A 17,225-nucleotide genomic window follows, 5' to 3' on the forward strand; every position below is an offset into this window, starting at 1 on the left:
GTTGTGCCGCCGTGGACCGAAGCTCAATCCACCGGCGGGTAGCAGCGCACACGCGCTGCCATGCCATGACCACAGAACGTCGAACCTGATATGAACCTTGAACCTATTGCCGGGACGGTTTCCAACCCATCAGACGCTTCTCCAGCGACGTCATCAGGAAATCTGCGGCCAGTGCGACCACCGCGAGCACGATCATTGCCGCGAACACGCCGCTCGCATTGAATGCACCTTGTGCGGTCGAGATCAGCAGGCCGATGCCCTGCTTCGAGCCGAGGAATTCGCCCACCACTGCGCCTACGAGTGCGAAGCCAAAGCTGACGTGCAGACTCGCGAGAATCCAGCTCAATGCCGACGGAATCACTACGGACGTCATCACCTGACGACGCGAGGCACCGAGAATCTGCGCGTTGGCGATCATGTAACGGTCGGCTTCGCGCACGCCCTGAAATGCGTTCGCGAACACGACGAAGAAGACCATCACGACGGCCAGCGCGACCTTCGACGCCATGCCGAGGCCGAGCGCGATCACGAACACCGAACCGAGCACGACGCGCGGTATCGAGTTCGCGATCTTGATGTAGAGGCTGAAAACATCGGAGAGCAGCTTGTTGCGACCCAGTACGATGCCGCAGAAGACACCTGCCACCGAGCCGATGATGAAACCAAGTCCCGTCTCTTCGAGCGTGACCCAGACCTGCAAGAGAAGCGGACCTTGGGCCGTACCGTGCTCGAACCAGTCGACGATCTGCGCAAAGATCGACGAGGGCATCGAGAAGAAGAACGGATCAATCCACCTGAGGCGTGCAGCGAGCTCCCAGCCGCCGAGCGCAACGACGAGCACCAGCACGCGCAACGTGAGGACGAGCAGATCACGATAGCGGACCTTGCGTCGCTCGACCGCTTCTTTCGGCGTTGGCGAGATGGACGTTTGCCGGTTCATGCGCCCGGCCAGCGCGTGTTGTGGGGTTGTCATGTGATTTCCAGACTTCGGTTACCCGATCTGCACTTCTTCGCGCAGGTCGTGCCAGATATCGCGCGAAATTTCGATAAAGCGCGGGTCATAGCGGATTTCGGAGGTGATGCGCGGACGCGGCAGGTCGATCTCGTAGACCTTCTTCAGCGTCGCCGGGCGTGCGGTCAGCACGAAGACGCGGTCCGCGAGCGCGATCGCCTCTTCCAGATCGTGCGTGACGAACACCACAGAGCCCGCGTTGCCCGACCACAGCTGCAGCAACTCGTCCTGCATCAGCGTGCGCGTCTGCATGTCGAGCGCCGAGAACGGCTCGTCCATCAGCAGGATTTCCGGCTTGTTGATGAAGGTCTGCGCGAGCGCGACCCGCTTGCGCATGCCGCCCGACAGTTGATGCGGATAGTGCTTGCCGAACTTGTCGAGCCCGACGCGGCGCAGCCATTCGTCCGCTTCTTTGTACGCAGCGGATCTCGAACGTCCGCGATAAAGTGGGCCGGCTGCCACGTTGTCGAGCACCGAGCGCCACGGAAACACCGCATCGGCCTGGAAAACGAAACCGATGCGCGGGTCGATGCCGTCGACGGGCGCGCCCATCACGCGCACTTCGCCCGTCGTCGGCTTGAGCAGGCCTGTAATCATGCTGAGCGTCGTGGACTTGCCGCAGCCCGTGGGACCAACGATGGCGACAAATTCGCCCTTCGCCACCGACATGCTGAAATCGCGCAATGCGACTGTCGCCTTGCCATCCGGGCTCACGAAACGGCAGCTGACATTGTGAAACTCGATGGCAGGTGCGTGCCCGGTAATACTTCTGTTCATCAGGAACTCACCAGAAAAATGGGGGGCCGGTGCCCGGATGCAGACCCCGGCACCCCCGAGGAGGAGATGGATGAAAACGACAGCCAACTCGGCTTAAGTGATCGCCGACCCTACCCTTACTTCGCCTCCACGAACTCGTCCGTGTAGGTTTTGGTGAGATCGATGTGCTTGCCCTTCACAGAGGGACTGAATGCGGAGAGCACCTTCAGCACGGTTTGCGGACCGTCCGCCGGCATCTTGCCGTCCGCGGTGAACATCGGCATCGACGCCCGCAGAGCGTTGACATACAGCGTCCTGTCTTTCTGATAGTCCGTCGGCATCTTCGCAGCGACTTCTTCCGCGCTGTGCGTGTGGATAAACTGCATGGTCTTCACGAAGGCATGCGCAAGCTTCGCTGCCTGCGCCTTGTGCGTGTCCGCCCAGGCGGATTGCACATACAGGCTCGCCGCCGGATACGTGCCGCCCAGCGCTGCCTTCGTCCCCGCCAGCGTACGCATATCGACGAGCACCTTCGCGTCGCCGGCCTTCTCGAGTGCCGAGATGGTGGGCTCGGTCGTCATCCCGGTATCGATACGGCCTTGCCTGATGGCTGCAATGAAGCTCGCATCTGCACCGACCGGGAGCATCGTGAACTGGTCGGCGTGCACACCGTTACGCTCGGCGAGGTATTGCGTCAGAAAGCTGGTCGAGGAACCCAGACCTGTCACGCCAAGCGTCTTGCCTTTCACATCGGCCATACTCTTGATGCTGTCGGCGGCCTTCGTGGCGACCACTTCCGCTTCCCCCGGCACCTGCCCGAAGACCACGATAGCCTTGACTTGCTTGCCTTTGCTTTGCAGGTCGATCGTGTGATCGTAGAAGCCGACGACCGCCTGAACCGCGCCAGCCAGCAACTCGTTTTCCGCGTCGACGCCGGCGGGTTGCGAGAGGATTTCGACGTCGAGCCCTTCGTCCTTGAAATAGCCGAGCTGTTCGGTCAGTTTCGCGGGGAGATAGATGATCTTCGTCGCGCCGCCCACCATGATGCTGAGTTTGCCGTCGTCTCCTGCATAGGCATGTTGAGCGAGGCCGACGGATAGCACTGATGCGCATAGCGCGATCTGCCTCAGCTTGCGGAAGGTGTGACGCATCGTGGAGTCTCCTTTGTTGGCGGCAGCGCACATGGCTACCTCTGTATCGGTGCGGCATCTTAGGTGGATGAAACCTTCCTCCCGCTTTCACGCCCGAAACAAAAAGGTTAGTGCTTTCCCTATGGATCCACAGGAGCCCGAGATTTCCATATGTCGTCCTTAGAAGAATCTCGATGGCAAATCGCGAAGCTCACCCAGTCCTATATGCATTTGTTCAAGGCATGGACTGAATTTGGCTTGACAGTGTTGCCCATTGAGGCGAGGGCCAGCAGCATGACAAGTACTGACACGCTCTCTCGACAGCATCCATCGAGGAATGCCTGTAAGAGTTTGATTGCACGCGGATTTGCTGCAATGCGCTAGGAAACGACATGGCCCGCGAACCGGCCGGCCCGGTTGAAAATGAACGAGCGTTCGAGTCGGTAAACGGAAAACCTCATGACGATCCGATCCTTCAACTGCGCGACACCGAAGTCCTGTACCAAGGGACGCCGCGTCCGATGCTTGATGCGGGCCTCCGGGTGCTGATTCAGTGCGCGCTGAAGCGAAAACCACCCACAACCCTCCGCATGACGTTGACGGTTGCGGCAAACTATTGACGGACGCTGGGACATACTCCAGGCGGCCCAGCAGCTTCTCGAACAGACTGTGGCCGATAGGCGATCCGCGCTGGTCGACGAAGCCAGCCTCGCGCAGCATCTCGCATTCGCTTACGCGCCGGAACCGGATCTCTTCACCCGTACCGGCGGTGAACAGCGCATCAGAAACTTTCTGCTGTGGCGCCTCGCGTACACTGAACTGTACTTCACCAACACCTTTTGGCCGGACTTCGACGACGCGGCACTCGAGGCCGATCTGGCATCGTACCGGACGCGCGAGCGTCGCTTTGGCCGCGCGACTGCGTGACGCATGCGCGAAGCCTGGGTGGTCGCAATCGGACGGCTGGTGCTGGGGCTGCCTCCCGGGCGACGCTAGGCTGAGCGATCGCCGACGGTTGCCTTGTATGGACATCGCGGCTTCGGAGACGCTTGGACGCCCGGACAGGACGGGAGTGGATCATGACGAAGAGGAGTTTCTTGCAAAGCGCCGGCGATGCACTGGCGGGTGTAGCCACCACCTGGCGAGCCCAGCGCAACTTTCGCATCCAGGCAGGATTCGCCACCGCTTGTGCTTTGGGCGCTGTGCCTGGCGATGGCCATGCTGGTCCTGGCGGCCGAACTGTTCAATACGGCCCTCGAAAGGCTGGCCGATCACCTGTATCCCGAACATCATCCTGCAATCGGTGTAGCCAAAGACTGTGCTGCGGGCGCTGTGCTGCTCGTCTGCGCAGGCGCCGGTCTCGTCGGATTGCTCACGGTGATTGACGTTGTTGCAAATCGGTAGCGCTTGACCACAGTCCCGTCCATAGCGTCGGCAGTTTTTCAAAAATCACTGTGACAACACCCGCCGCATTCACGTCGGGCGCAACGTGCTCACGACGAACCACGACGTGATTTTGACCTCCCGCGCTCGTGCCCTGCGACATCGCAAGAGGGCCGTCAACGTGCTGCGGAAGCCTCAGGACCTCGCCCGAGCGCTTCCGCTAGCACTACGAACGTGACGCTGCAGCGCAGTCCGGATCAGGCACAGACTACAGAGTTTTTGACGCCTGTTCCTTTGCAAGAAGCCGCTGTGCCTGAAGGTCACCACGATTCGCTTCCTGCGCGGTTTGAACCGACGTCTCGGCAGCTTCAAGTAATGCCGCACGCGCCGCGCTGCTGATACTGACCGTATACGCGGCCGGGGAAGACGTCGACGTCGTCTTACTGGTTGAGGGTGTACCCCCTGCGGACTGTGACGGAGGTGTGGCGACAGACTGGGTCAAGTTCTGGCCGACTGCCTGGATTGACATGGTTCTCTCCAAAAGTTACGCCGTATTTCGGCAGCAGGTCTATCGGCAGAGTAACCGGATCACTTGAGAACTATATTTTTCGGAAATCTCTACCCGGTTAAGGCAACCTTAATGTTTGACAGGTTCTCGCCTGAATAACTGACCATTCGACTTGCGGATGCACGCTCACACCACCTTACACACATCGAATGTTTATTGCACACCCATAGCGCGGCCGTCGGGCGCCGCGCATCGGCGAACAGCTTCAGCTACCCGTCAATGGCAATGTGGTGGATACACGCGCGGCTAGCGTATTTGAACTCCAATGACGTTGTTTCACCCGATGCGCGCGCAGCGGACGTGCCGCTGTCAGGCACCCGCGCACCGTGCTCAACGAGGTGCACCATTCGACCTTCTTCACGTCTGCCGATCAGTCATTTAACGATTGTGCTGTGTCAATCAGACCACGCATCAAACGCGCACGCAACGTAAGCATTCGATAAGGTTCCCGCCGTCATAGTGTGGCGCAACAGAACAAACTTCGGACCGGACACATTTGAACGTTTGAATCAGCGTCTTTGAACAAAGGAGTGGGGAGAATGCCCGACGCACACGTCACACCAATGCAAAACAAGGTTCCCGAAGTCACGGCCGCATTCTGGACGATCAAGATCCTGTCCACGACGGTCGGTGAAACAGGTGCCGACTATCTTGCCGTCCATGTAGGGTTCGGCACCACCATCACGATTGCCATCACGTTGTCGCTGCTTGCGGCTTCGCTGATCACGCAATTGAGCAAACGTACTTACGTGCCGTGGATTTATTGGCTCACTGTGGTGCTCGTGAGTGTCGTGGGCACTCAATTGACCGATGTGTTGAGCGACGGGCTCGGTGTCAGCCTATACATCAGTACCGCGGTCTTTACCCTTCTGCTCTGCGGCGTCTTCGCTACCTGGTATCGGAAAGAACGAACGCTCTCCATTAACACGATCGTGACACGCAGGCGCGAGCTGTTCTACTGGATCGCGATTCTCGTCACGTTTGCACTGGGTACGGCAGCCGGCGATCTCGCTACGGAAGCCATCGGCCTCGGTTTTAGCCTCGGCGTCGTTGTGTTCGGCATCCTGCTCCTGCTCATGGGCTGCGCAGCATATCTCGGCGCGAACCATGTACTGATCTTCTGGCTTGCCTACATTCTGACGCGGCCGTTCGGCGCATCGCTCGGCGATCTGCTCTCGCAAGCGAGAGATTATGGCGGGCTGGGCATGGGCACCGTCATGACCAGCGTGGTGTTCCTCGCCGTCATTGTCGTGCTCGTGGGCATCTACGCTTCGGCCAGAACGCGCCAGGGTCAGGCCACGTAGCACACATCGGGTTTCAGTTCACGCCGCCAGACTGGCGAAGCTATTGCATCTTCAAACGGAGGATCGGTTATGAACCGACGCATGGTAGTTCCTGTACTCGCAGTTGCCGCTTTCGCAACCTGTACGATGGAAGGTTCGCATATCGCTTCAATGTCGCAACGCCTCTCTGCGCTGTCGCCGATCTCGGTGGCACATGCCGCTACTGCACCATCGAAGCTCGGAGATCTGTCGAAGTTCAGAACCATCGCGACCGACACGTCGAAGCTCGTCGACGCGGATGATCTGGCCGGCGCGAAAAAGCGGATCAAGGATCTCGAAACATCGTGGGATGATGCCGAGCCTTCGCTCAAACCGCGCGCCGCCGCCGACTGGCACAAGCTCGACAAGGCCATCGACAACGCGCTCGAAGCGCTGCGCGAGAAATCGCCGGAACAGGCCAGGTGCAAGGTAGCTCTCGCCGATCTGATCACGATGATGGATCAGATGAGTGGGAAAGGTTGAGCACGCTTCAATACGAAAGGTGAAACGCGCTTTCGTCGCAGGATGCGAGCGCGTTTTCATCAAGGGTCCGGTTCGCACCGGGAAGTTGGTCTCCAACTCATAGGTCGTGACAGAAAGTTCGCAAATATCGCTTTCGCGATCTCCTCCTCCATCAACACATCGCTGCGGCTGCCCAAACAGTGCTGTCGATTGCCGTAGATTTTCCAGCCATCGATAGCTTTCCTTCTCCTCGATCGATACGCGAACCTGATTGCTGCGAGTCCCAATGCGATGCCCTGCGTCGTGACAGCGAGACTCGAATGCATCAGGATGCCGCATACTGTATGGATCGGAGTGGTGAAGCATAGATGCCGGTGAAAGGCATCCATCGCTCCTTCTGACGAAGAACGCCGCACGTGGGTGGCCGCTGAAACAGCTCGCATGGTGACAGGATGGCGACAGTTACCCGGTCCGCAACCCGGAGAGCGTGACGCGCAGACCTGGACGGTCGTCGTTGTTGTCGAAAGCAAGCGTCGCGAGATGACGCTGAGCGATTTTCTGCGCGATGGCGAGACCCAGGCCGCTGCCATGTTCCTTGTGGCCCGTGCTGCGATAGAACCGGTCAAAAACGCGCTCGCGGTCCCCCGCCGGAATGCCGGGGCCGCTATCCGATACGCTCATGCTGACCTCATTACCGCTACGCGTCAGGATCACATCCACCTTCCCGCCCTGCGGGGTGTAACGGATCGCATTGTCGATCAGATTATTGAGCAGCACTTCGAGTCCCTGCGACTCGGCGCGCACCATGTAGGCATCGTCGGCTTTCGTCGATGAGCCGTTGCATTCAAGCCCCAGGTCGATCTGCTTGGCCTCGGCGAGCAGCGAAAAGTCACCCACCGCACGCTCGCACAATCTGCGCAGACTCACGGCTTCGAATTTCGCGCTGCGTTGCGCATCTTCACGTGCCAACGTCAGCAACTGGTGTACGAGGTGGATTAACCGGTTCAGGCGCCCTTCAATGCGCGCGAACGTCGGCTTGCTGCCGACCAGCGAACCATCGCGCTCGGCGGCCTGCAATTGCAGCTTCAGCGCAGCCAGCGGCGAGCGCAATTCATGCGCGGCATCCGCGACAAACGTGCGTTGCATTTCGGAAGCAATGTTCAACCGATGCAGCAGATCATTGAGTGCCTCGACGAGCGGTTTCATTTCGACGGGCATGCGGCCATCGAGCCGCAGCGGTTCAAGCGAATCCAGTGAGCGTGTCGACAATGCGCGGGAAATGCTGCCAAGCGGCGCGAGTCCCCGGCCGACCACCCAAAGCACGATCAGAATGATCGCGGGAAAGAACAGACCGAGTGGCCACAGCGTACGCAATGCCAGCCGCAAGGCCAGATCTTCGCGCACGGACACAGGCTGAGCGACCTGTACGAAACGATCGCCCTCCTGAACACCCAGCACGCGCCAGTGATATTCATCCCGTTCAATCGTGCGAATGCCTTCGGGAAAGCGCGCAAGATCGATACCGCCCAGCGATTTATAAACGCCCCTGCCAGCCTGATCCCAGATCTCGATAAGAATACGATCGTCCGACAGACCTTCGAAATCCGGCGTGCGCCGCGTGAGCGTATCGACGCGGCTGATATTCGCGGGCACAGAAAGCGCCACCGTACGCAATTCGTAGTCGAACAGCTCGCTTGCCTCTTCGCGTGCCGTATGAAAGATGCCGAAACCCGCGATCGACGCTGCCATGGCAAGGCCGGCGATCAACCAGCCGAGCAGCCAGCGCCGGATCGACGTCATTCGCACCTCTTCAGGCGATATCCCACGCCGCGCACCGTCACGATCTGCTCTGCCCCGATCTTGCGACGCAGGCTATGCACGTGGACTTCGATCGTATTGCTGCCGACTTCCTCGCCCCAGCCATACAGTTTCTCTTCGAGTTCCGAGCGCGTATACACACGCGTCGGTCCTTCGATCAACGCTTGCAGCAGGCTGAATTCGCGCGGCACGAGAGCAAGCGCGTCGCCTTTCAACGTCGCTTCATGTGTGGCGGGATTCAATGTCAGATCGCCGTGCGAATAGACGGGACTGGTTTGCCCCGTGCGTCGACGCAGCAATGCACGCACACGCGCAGCGAGTTCGTCAAGATCGAAAGGCTTGACGAGGTAGTCGTCCGCGCCCGCATCGAGTCCGCCGATCCGGCTTTCAACGGCATCGCGCGCCGTGAGAATGATCACAGGCGCATTGCCACCTCGCCGGCGATAACGGTTGAGTACATCGATGCCATCCGCTTCCGGCAAGCCGAGGTCGAGCAGAACCAGATCGTAAATGTCGTGGTCCAGCGACAGTTCGGCCTCGCGTCCGTCGTGCGCCCAATCGATCGCATAGCCCGCGCGCCGCATCGTATCCACAACGGGCTCGCCAATCATCTCGTCATCTTCCACCAGCAGCAAACGCATGGCGCCATTTCTCCTGAATAGCCTACATTGTCGGCACCTTTAGCTTAACGCGCCCTTAAGGGTCTCTTAAGCGCGTGCTGCCGACAATCCGCCCGTTACTCGACGCAATCTTCATTCGAGCGGGCCCCGCTCAGGAGTATGCCTTTGTCTTTTCACTCTGCCGCGCATTTTGTCCGCACGCGCGTCGGTTCACGACGCATGCCACTTGCGGCCATCGCGGGCGCCTATGTCCTCACCTTGTCGGGATGCACCTGGTATCACCGCGAACCCCTTTCGCCCTATACGACCAGCACCTCTGCAGAGCAGCTCGAACGCATCCAGATCGATCCGTCGCGCATGCCATTGCCTGAACTCGCCGCGCATCGCTTCGATCCTTCCGATGGACTCGATATCGAAGAAGTCGCGATGCTCGCGGTCGCGAACAATCCGGCATTGAAGCTCGCGCGCGACGATCTGCATATCGCCTGTGCACAGGCCTATTCCGCAGGTCTGCTGCCCGATCCGCAGTTGAGCATTTCAAGCGACTATCCGGGCGCATACGGCGCGACGCGCGCGTTCAACTACGGCTTGAGCATGGACGTGATGGCGATCGTCACGCGCAGCGCGAACAGGCAGTCCGCTGATGCGACTGTCGCGAAGACGGATCTCGGGCTGCTCTGGCAGGAATGGCAGACCGTCGCGCAGGCCAGACAGCTCTTCATCAAAACGCGCTTTCAGCAGCAGACGTTGCCGCTGTTGCAGCAGCAGCGCGACCTCTCGCGCATGCGCTATGAACGGATGGCCGAAGCGCAACGCGCCGGCAATCTGACCGCAGACACGCTGACAGCCGCGCTCACGTCATACACGGACTCGAACCGCCAGTACACCGATGCGCAACGTGCCGCCCAGCAAACGCATCACGACCTGAATGCGTTGCTGGGTCTCTCGCAGGACGTGCAGTTGCAACTGACCGGCGACGACCACGATGTGCCGCTCTCTGATGACACCCTCGACGCCGCCCTCACCGCGCTGCCCGAACGCAGACCGGATCTGCTCGCGCTTCAGGCGGGCTACGAAGCGCAGGAGCAGAAGTATCGTGCGGCGATTCTCAGCCAGTTTCCGAGCCTCTCCGTGGGATTCGTACGCGCACGCGACACGTCCAACATCTACACGAGCGGTTTCCAGATCAACCTGAGCCTGCCGGTCTTCAATCGCAACCAGGGCAACGTTGCGATCGAGCGTGCAACGCGTCAACGTCTGCGCGACGAGTATCAGGACCGGCTCAACACGGCCTATGCGGACGTCGCCCAAATGCGCGCCGACACAACGATCCTCACGCGCCAGTTGCAAGCGACCGAATCGGCGCTGCCCGATGTCGACGCTGCGGCAAAGCACGCCACTGCGGCCTACGCGGAACACAACCTCGCGCTCGGCGCATATGTCGATGCGCAAAGCGCGTCCATCACAAAACGCATTGACGTGGCGACGCTGCGCGAGTCGCTTGCCGAACAGCGCGTCGGCTTGCAGGCGTTGCTCGGCAGCGCGATCCCCGATGCTTACTCCTCAGACAGAACCTTCACCGAATCCGATGCGAAATAACCGCACGTGGCTTTATTCCGGCCTCGTTACTGCCGGCATCGCGGCAGTCCTTTCAGTGTATTGCCCTTCTTCCCATGCGGATGAAGCGCCCGTCACCACCGTGCAGACGGTCACGCCCACGCGCGGGACGATTGCCCAGCCTGTTCATGCATACGGCGTGGTCGCGAGTTCATCGTCGAGCGTGACGACCGTCGATCTGCCGTACGTCGCGCGCATCGACCAGATGCGCGTGCAGGCCGGTCAGGCCGTCAAGCGCGGCACGCCGCTGTTTGTCGTGCAGGCCGATCCCGCAGCCGTGGTCGCGGCAACGCAGGCGAAGAGCGCAGCGCAGCTCGCGCAGGACGAACTCGCGCGCACGCAGTCGCTCTACGACAAGTCACTCGCGACGCAATCGCAGCTCGCCAGCGCGCGCAAGGCCGCGCTCGATGCAAAACAGGCGCTCGACGCGCAACGGCAGCTCGGCATCGGCACCGGGCACGCGACCATCGTCGCGCCGCATGACGGCGTCGTCACGCAGGTGTCCGTGGCGCAAGGCGATCAGGTGCAGGCGGGCTCGGCGATCCTGCAGCTGTCGGCGGGCTCGCGCGGCGATAACGCTCGGCCGAACGTGACGCTCGGCGTTGAACCCGCCGATGCGGCATCGATCCATCCCGGCGACACCGTCACCGTCAGCGGCCTGTCGACGGCGCTTCAGACGGCGCACGTCGCGGGACGTGTTGCGATGGTTGGCGCGTCCATCGATACGCAAAGCCAGCTCGTCAATATCGGCGCGAGCGTACCGTTCGGGCAAAGCGCATTCATGCCGGGCACACGCGTGAAGGCCGACATCGCGACGCAATCGGGCACGTACTGGATCGTGCCACGCAGCGCCGTACTGAACGACGCGCATGGCGACTACGTGTTTCAGACGGGCAGCGACAACAAGGCGCATCGCGTGACCGTCAAAAAGGTCGTCGAGGACGGCGACCGTTATGGCGTCGATGGCACGCTCGACGCCACGCGGCCACTCGTCGTCGTGGGCAACTATGAATTGCAGGACGGCACACCCGTGCATATCGACGGCACGGCGCAACAGGCTACCGGGCCGAACGCAAAGCAGGGAACGGCGCGATGAACTTCAGCCAGTGGATGCAAAGGCATCGTCGTTCGCTGCTGTTCGTCGTCGCGCTGCTCGCGATCGCCGGCGCGCTGACCGCGTTTCGCATGCCGATTTCGCTGTTTCCGAACGTCGCGTTTCCGCGCGCCGTCGTATCGCTCGATGCCGGCGACCGCCCCGCCGAACAGATGACGACGCTTGTCACGATGCCCGTCGAAGAAGCGCTGCGCCGCGTGCCGAACGTGCGCGACGTCGAATCGAAAACGAGCCGCGGCGCCGCCGAGATCTCGATCAATTTTGACTGGGGCACGGACATGGCGCAGGCGACGCTGCAAGCGCAGTCGGCCATCAGCGAGATCCTCGCGACGCTGCCGCAAGGCACGTCGATGCAGGTGCGCCGCATGGACCCGACCGTGTTTCCTGTGCTGGCCTACAGTCTGACTTCGCAGAAGCAGTCGCAGTCGGCACTGCGCGATCTCGCACAATTCCAGTTGCGCCCGCTGCTGTCGTCGGTGGAAGGCGTGGCGCGTGTCGACGTGATGGGCGGCGCCCAGGACGAGTTCGAAGTGGCGATCGACCCGGCGCGCCTTGCCGCATACAAGCTGTCGCTCGCGGACGTATCGAAAGCGATCGGCATGAGCAATGTGCTGATGGCGACGGGCCGCATTGAAGATCACTACAAGCTGTATCTGGTAATCGCGAAAACGACGATCACGCATATCGACGAACTGAAGCACGTGGTCGTGTCGTCGAATGGGCCCACGCAGATTCGGCTCGGCGATATCGCGACGGTGCAGCAGGGCGTCGTGCCACAATGGATGCGCGTGACAGCAGACGGCAAGGATGCCGTGCTCATCAACATCTATCAGCAGCCGGGGGCGAACAGCGTCGCGATGGCGCGCGCGATTCACGCGAAGCTCGCGGACTTCCAGCACAAAATGCCGGCCGGTGTGCACCTCGCAAACTGGTACGACCAGAGCGAGCTGGTGGTCGCGTCGGCGTCGAGCGTGCGCGACGCGATCATGATTGGCGTCGTGCTGGCCGCGATCACGCTGTTCGTGTTTCTGCGCAACTGGAAGATCACGGCCATTGCCGTCGCGCTCGTGCCCGTCGTAATGGCTGCCACGATCCTGTTGCTCGACGTGTTCGGCATGGGCTTCAACATCATGACGCTCGGCGGCATGGCGGCCGCCGTCGGTCTCGTCATCGACGATGCGATCGTGATGATCGAGCACATCGTGCGACGCATGCGCGAAGCCGGCGCGCAGGCGTTTCATGGCCGCGTGATGTCGGCAGCGCTCGAATTCACGCGGCCGCTTGCGGGCTCGTCGGCCGCGACGCTGATCATCTTCGTGCCGCTCGCGTTTCTTTCCGGCGTGACGGGCGCGTTCTTCAAGGCGCTGTCCGTGACGATGGCCAGCGCGCTGCTCATCTCGTTCATCGTGACGTGGCTCGCCGTGCCGATTCTGTGTGACCACTGGCTCAAGGCGAAAGACGCGGAAGAACACGAGGAAACGCGCCTCGCCTCGTGGATGAACAGGCGCTACGCGTATCTGATCGAGCATGTGACGTCGAAGCCTTTGCTCGTGCTGACCGGTCTCGTGCCGCTCATCGCTGTCGCGGCGTTCGCGTTCACGCAGGTCGGCAGCGGCTTCATGCCGACGATGGACGAAGGCGGCTTCGTGCTCGACTATCACACGGCGCCCGGCACGTCGATCACCGAAACGGACCGGCTGATGCAGCAGATCGAGACGATCGTGCAGTCCAATCCGAATGTCTCGACGTACTCGCGCCGCACAGGCGCGGGTCTGGGTGGCGACCTGAACGAACCGAATCGTGGTGACTTCTTCGTGCGGCTCAAGTCCGGCGGTCGCGAGCCGATCGAAACGGTGATGGAAGAAATCCGTTCGCAGATCGAGAGTCAGGTCCCGGGCGTTAGCGTCGAGCTCGCACAACTGATGGAGGATCTGATCGGCGATCTGACAGCGGTGCCGCAACCCGTGCAGATCAAGATCTATTCCGACGACCAGAACACGCTCGACACGACGGCCCGCAAGGTCGCGGCGCGCATCGGGAAGATTCCGGGCGTCGTCGATGTGAACGACGGCATCAATCCCGCCGGCGATGCGCTCGAATTGCGCATTCGCCCCGATGCGGCAGCGGCCGAAGGGATGGACGTGCAATCGGTCGCGCAGGCCATCTCCGACATGCTGGAAGGCAGCGTCGCCACGCAGTTCCAGAGCGGGCCGAAGACGGTCGGCGTGCGCGTGCGTGTGGCGAATGCCCTGAGCCTCACCGATACGCAACTCGGCCAGCTGCTCGTGCGCGCGCCGGACGGTCATCTGTTTCCCGTTGGCCGCGTCGCGGACATGGTCAAGGTCACAGGCCAGCCGGAGATCAGCCGCGACAACCTGAAGCGCATGGTGGCCGTGACGGCACGCATTGACGGGCGCGATCTGGGTTCGACGGTCGCCGATGTGCAGAAGGCGCTCGGTGAACCGCAACTGCTGCCGTCGAGCGTCTACTATGAGCTTGGCGGTCTGTACCAGCAGCAGCAGATTGCGTTCAAGGGACTCGTCACGGTGTTCGGCGCGGCCGTCGCGCTCGTGTTCGGCCTGCTGCTCTTTCTCTACGAGCGCTTTCGCGTTGCGCTCGCGGTGATGGCGATGCCGCTGCTCGCAGCTGGCGCGGTCTTCATCGGATTGTGGATGACGGGCATCGAACTCAACATCTCCGCGATGATGGGCATGACGATGATCATCGGTATCGTGACCGAGGTCGCCATCTTTTACGTGTCGGAACTGCAGGGACTTGTGCGCGACGAAGGCCTGCCATTCGAGCGCGCGCTTATTGAAGCGGGCCGCAACCGTCTGCGTCCCATCGCGATGACGACCATCGCTGCAATTCTCGCGCTGCTGCCGCTCGCGTTTGCACTGGGCCAGGGCTCGGCGATGCAGCAGCCGCTCGCAGTTGCGATCATCTCCGGGCTCATCGTGCAGTTGCCGCTCGTGCTTCTGCTGCTGCCCGTGCTGCTCCAGTTACTGATGAAAAAGCGTGGTCCGGCGAGCGGGACGGGCTGATGGGTGGTTTTTCGACGCAGACCATGAGGGCTGGATGTTCGCCTTTCCTGGCCTTCATGTCTGCACGGCTTTTTTGCCGAAGTCAGCCCGCAAAGCGTGCTGGGCAAGAGTCTGGACTTGACGAAATACATCACGACCGAGCGCTTCAGGGCCATGAGATCGTGCTCGAGGCGCGCGCGTAATCGATCGTCAGCGTTTCGCGGAATCGTCGTCGGGCGAATCCTTGTGGACCACCTCGACGTCGCCGGTCCGGCCATCGTCGCCGAACGCGCGCGCCTGCTGGCGCAGCGCGTGCATCTTCCACCAGAGATAGCCGACGACGATCGTGCCCACCGCGAACAGCACGGGCATCATCATCGCTTCATTTGCGCGGCACCATCCTTTGCTCGCGCGCGGATCGCTTCGTTCCTCGTAATGGACTCCGGGCTATCGTACTCCGCCCCCGAACGCCAGCGATGTTGGAATCAACGGCAAGATCATCCATTTGGCGCACGACGAACTGCGATTCGGCGGTGGTGTAGCGCGAGGGTGGACAGCAACCAACTGATCTTGCACATTTTTTATTTGGGGGCGCGAGGCAAACCCACGCCTGGTCTGGGTGCGTCTAACCGGAAAATTGCTCGGAAATCAAAGTCACCCCCAACAGGAGTTCGTCGCCAGTGGGATTTCGCGCGGGATACACGTGAGCCAACGTGCAGTTGCGACACGACAGCACCTTGCATCGCAAGACCAAGGGTTTATACTGAGCCTGTCTCCTCCATGTCTCCTTTGATATGGATTCAGCCGCCGCCGTGCGGGCTTTTTCTTGACTACTGACTCGCCACCCATCGCCGAACGCGGTGCTTAGCCGGTCACTCTTCCAGCGCCACCCTGACAGTCATGTGCTGCGAAGCCTGCGAAAGAATGCAACTGGGCAAGATGGTCAAGCCACACGAAGGGCTGCGGATCACACACGGGCCGACACGGCTGCGTCCGCTCGGCTGACGTCCCGTGCTCCTGCAACGTTACCGTTGCCGCATATGCAGCACAAACTGGTTACTCGAACTCGATCCGCTGCAGCCTGAGCACCCGGATTGGGCTTGCCTGTATCAGGCCTCAGGCATTCTCGACCCTGTCTCGGCAGCTCATCAGGGTACCCGCGCATCGACTCTCCCTTCTACCACCGGGCAGGCTGACGCCGCGGGCGGCGCGACCCCCGAGCAGCTTCGTCACAGCCTTATCTAAACGAATAGGTCCCCCTCCTTGCGTGCAGGTTCTCTGGTGCGACGGGATTCCAGTTGTGCACAGAAAGCGCGGATGAGTCTGTGGACAGCATGTAGGGCATTGCGCTAAGGGATTGATTGCTGCAATGCACTGCCCGGCAACCGCACGTATGCAGCGAATTGAGGCAGGAATGGCGGGGAGTTTGCGGTTTTGACGGCGCGCCGATTCAGCGACACTCTCCGGCCGCTGCGGTCGACCACGCCATTGACCGTCGCGCTCCCTGAACTGGCCCGAGATTCAGGAGCCTGGTCGCCGGCCGCACCGACAATTTTTTTGATACATTGCCGACCGGGCCGGCAGCCATTGAAGGACAGGCCGGCACGGAGCCAGACGGGCTGCCCGGCTGGACAACCATGGATGTCGCCGATCATGGCCCGGTTTCTGTCAAAAACATCAAGAAGGCAAAACGCGTGATTCCGGTCCGCTCCCAATCTGGTCGCCTGCTGGCACGCCTTGGCTCACCCCGTGCGGTGATTGGCGGCGCTCTGGTGATCGCGTTCGCCATGCTGACAGTGTGTGCGGTGCTCCTGTATGACGGGCGGCAGGACGCCCTCGAGCACGCCCGCGACGCGTCACGCAATACGCTGCTAGTCATCGAGCGGGACATCCTGCGTAACGTTGAACTCTATGACCTGTCGCTGCAGGCCGTTGTCGATGGCGTCGGACAGCCAGAGGTAATGGCGCTGCCGGCGCGGTTACGCGATGCGCTACTGTTCGACCGCGCCGCCACCGCGAAGGATCTCGGCTCCATGCTGGTCCTGGACGCCACCGGAAACGTGCTGATCGATTCCCGTTCCGAGGTGCCGTCCCACGTGAATCTGGCCGACCGGCGCTATTTCACGGTGCATCGGGACAACCCGGCCGCGGGTCTCTATGTCAGTGCGCCGCTGGTGTCGCGGATCCGCAAGGGCGACCCGATCATCGTGCTAAGCCGGCGCATCAACAATCCGGACGGTTCCTTTCGGGGCGTGGCGGTCGGCACCCTGAAGCTCGAATACTTCCGCAGGCTGCAGTCGGGGCTGAAACTCGGGCCCCACGGCACGATGGCGCTGATCCATACGGACGGGCACCTGATCATGCGCACGCCGTACAACCCGCAGGTCATCGGGCGAGACC

Annotated in this window: 13 protein-coding genes and 1 pseudogene; 8 read left to right on the forward strand and 6 right to left on the reverse strand. The window is 61.3% G+C overall.

Annotated elements, in window-relative coordinates:
* Positions 1 to 103: 103 nt before the first annotated feature.
* The 3 genes from BN2476_RS29410 to BN2476_RS29420 form a co-directional block, all read right to left on the reverse strand.
* Positions 104 to 940, reverse strand: coding sequence for an ABC transporter permease (locus BN2476_RS29410; protein WP_087737740.1), 837 nt, complete (start codon positions 938 to 940; stop codon positions 104 to 106).
* A 51-nt stretch (positions 941 to 991) separates the two neighbouring features.
* Positions 992 to 1,789, reverse strand: a complete 798-nt coding sequence (locus BN2476_RS29415; protein ID WP_087737741.1) for an ABC transporter ATP-binding protein — start codon at positions 1,787 to 1,789, stop codon at positions 992 to 994.
* 116 nt (positions 1,790 to 1,905) lie between these two features.
* Positions 1,906 to 2,919 (reverse strand): ABC transporter substrate-binding protein, encoded by a 1,014-nt coding sequence (locus BN2476_RS29420; protein ID WP_087737752.1) that lies wholly within the window; start codon positions 2,917 to 2,919, stop codon positions 1,906 to 1,908.
* A gap of 535 nt (positions 2,920 to 3,454) precedes the next feature.
* Here BN2476_RS29420 and uppS point away from each other — a divergent pair.
* The 4 genes and pseudogenes from uppS to BN2476_RS29440 form a co-directional block, all read left to right on the forward strand.
* Positions 3,455 to 3,825: pseudogene (gene uppS, locus BN2476_RS48575) on the forward strand (polyprenyl diphosphate synthase); the annotation flags it as partial.
* A gap of 291 nt (positions 3,826 to 4,116) precedes the next feature.
* Positions 4,117 to 4,302 (forward strand): diacylglycerol kinase, encoded by a 186-nt coding sequence (locus tag BN2476_RS47755; protein WP_235851013.1) that lies wholly within the window; start codon positions 4,117 to 4,119, stop codon positions 4,300 to 4,302.
* Between the two features lie 1,110 nt (positions 4,303 to 5,412).
* A complete protein-coding gene (locus tag BN2476_RS29435) occupies positions 5,413 to 6,153 on the forward strand; it encodes a COG4705 family protein (RefSeq protein ID WP_087737742.1) in 741 nt (246 codons plus the stop codon).
* Positions 6,154 to 6,222: 69 nt separating this feature from the next.
* Positions 6,223 to 6,654 (forward strand): hypothetical protein, encoded by a 432-nt coding sequence (locus tag BN2476_RS29440; RefSeq protein WP_087737743.1) that lies wholly within the window; start codon positions 6,223 to 6,225, stop codon positions 6,652 to 6,654.
* Between the two features lie 441 nt (positions 6,655 to 7,095).
* Here the strand turns inward: BN2476_RS29440 and BN2476_RS29450 are convergent, their stop codons facing one another.
* Complete coding sequence (locus BN2476_RS29450) at positions 7,096 to 8,433, reverse strand: ATP-binding protein (RefSeq protein ID WP_087737744.1); 1,338 nt, start codon at positions 8,431 to 8,433, stop codon at positions 7,096 to 7,098.
* Positions 8,430 to 9,092, reverse strand: coding sequence for a response regulator (locus tag BN2476_RS29455; protein ID WP_087737745.1), 663 nt, complete (start codon positions 9,090 to 9,092; stop codon positions 8,430 to 8,432). The genes BN2476_RS29450 and BN2476_RS29455 overlap by 4 nt, the downstream gene beginning before the upstream one ends.
* A gap of 138 nt (positions 9,093 to 9,230) precedes the next feature.
* Between BN2476_RS29455 and BN2476_RS29460 the strand changes: the two genes are divergently transcribed.
* Genes BN2476_RS29460 through BN2476_RS29470 form a run of 3 tightly spaced genes read left to right on the forward strand, consistent with a single transcriptional unit; the run spans position 9,231 to position 14,846 of the window.
* Positions 9,231 to 10,670, forward strand: a complete 1,440-nt coding sequence (locus tag BN2476_RS29460; RefSeq protein WP_087737746.1) for a TolC family protein — start codon at positions 9,231 to 9,233, stop codon at positions 10,668 to 10,670.
* Positions 10,660 to 11,784, forward strand: coding sequence for an efflux RND transporter periplasmic adaptor subunit (locus tag BN2476_RS29465; protein ID WP_235851015.1), 1,125 nt, complete (start codon positions 10,660 to 10,662; stop codon positions 11,782 to 11,784). Before BN2476_RS29460 ends, BN2476_RS29465 begins: the two co-directional genes overlap by 11 nt.
* Positions 11,781 to 14,846, forward strand: coding sequence for an efflux RND transporter permease subunit (locus BN2476_RS29470; RefSeq protein ID WP_087737748.1), 3,066 nt, complete (start codon positions 11,781 to 11,783; stop codon positions 14,844 to 14,846). The genes BN2476_RS29465 and BN2476_RS29470 overlap by 4 nt, the downstream gene beginning before the upstream one ends.
* A 189-nt stretch (positions 14,847 to 15,035) precedes the next feature.
* Here BN2476_RS29470 and BN2476_RS46655 read toward each other — a convergent pair whose 3' ends face one another.
* Complete coding sequence (locus tag BN2476_RS46655; protein ID WP_160111777.1) at positions 15,036 to 15,200, reverse strand: hypothetical protein; 165 nt, start codon at positions 15,198 to 15,200, stop codon at positions 15,036 to 15,038.
* A gap of 1,262 nt (positions 15,201 to 16,462) precedes the next feature.
* Between BN2476_RS46655 and BN2476_RS29475 the strand changes: the two genes are divergently transcribed.
* Positions 16,463 to 17,225 (forward strand): PDC sensor domain-containing protein (locus BN2476_RS29475; protein WP_268957962.1); only part of this gene is annotated, 763 nt, incomplete at its 3' end.

The sequence above is a fragment of the Paraburkholderia piptadeniae genome (assembly GCF_900007165.1).
Classification (GTDB): Bacteria; Pseudomonadota; Gammaproteobacteria; order Burkholderiales; family Burkholderiaceae; genus Paraburkholderia; species Paraburkholderia piptadeniae.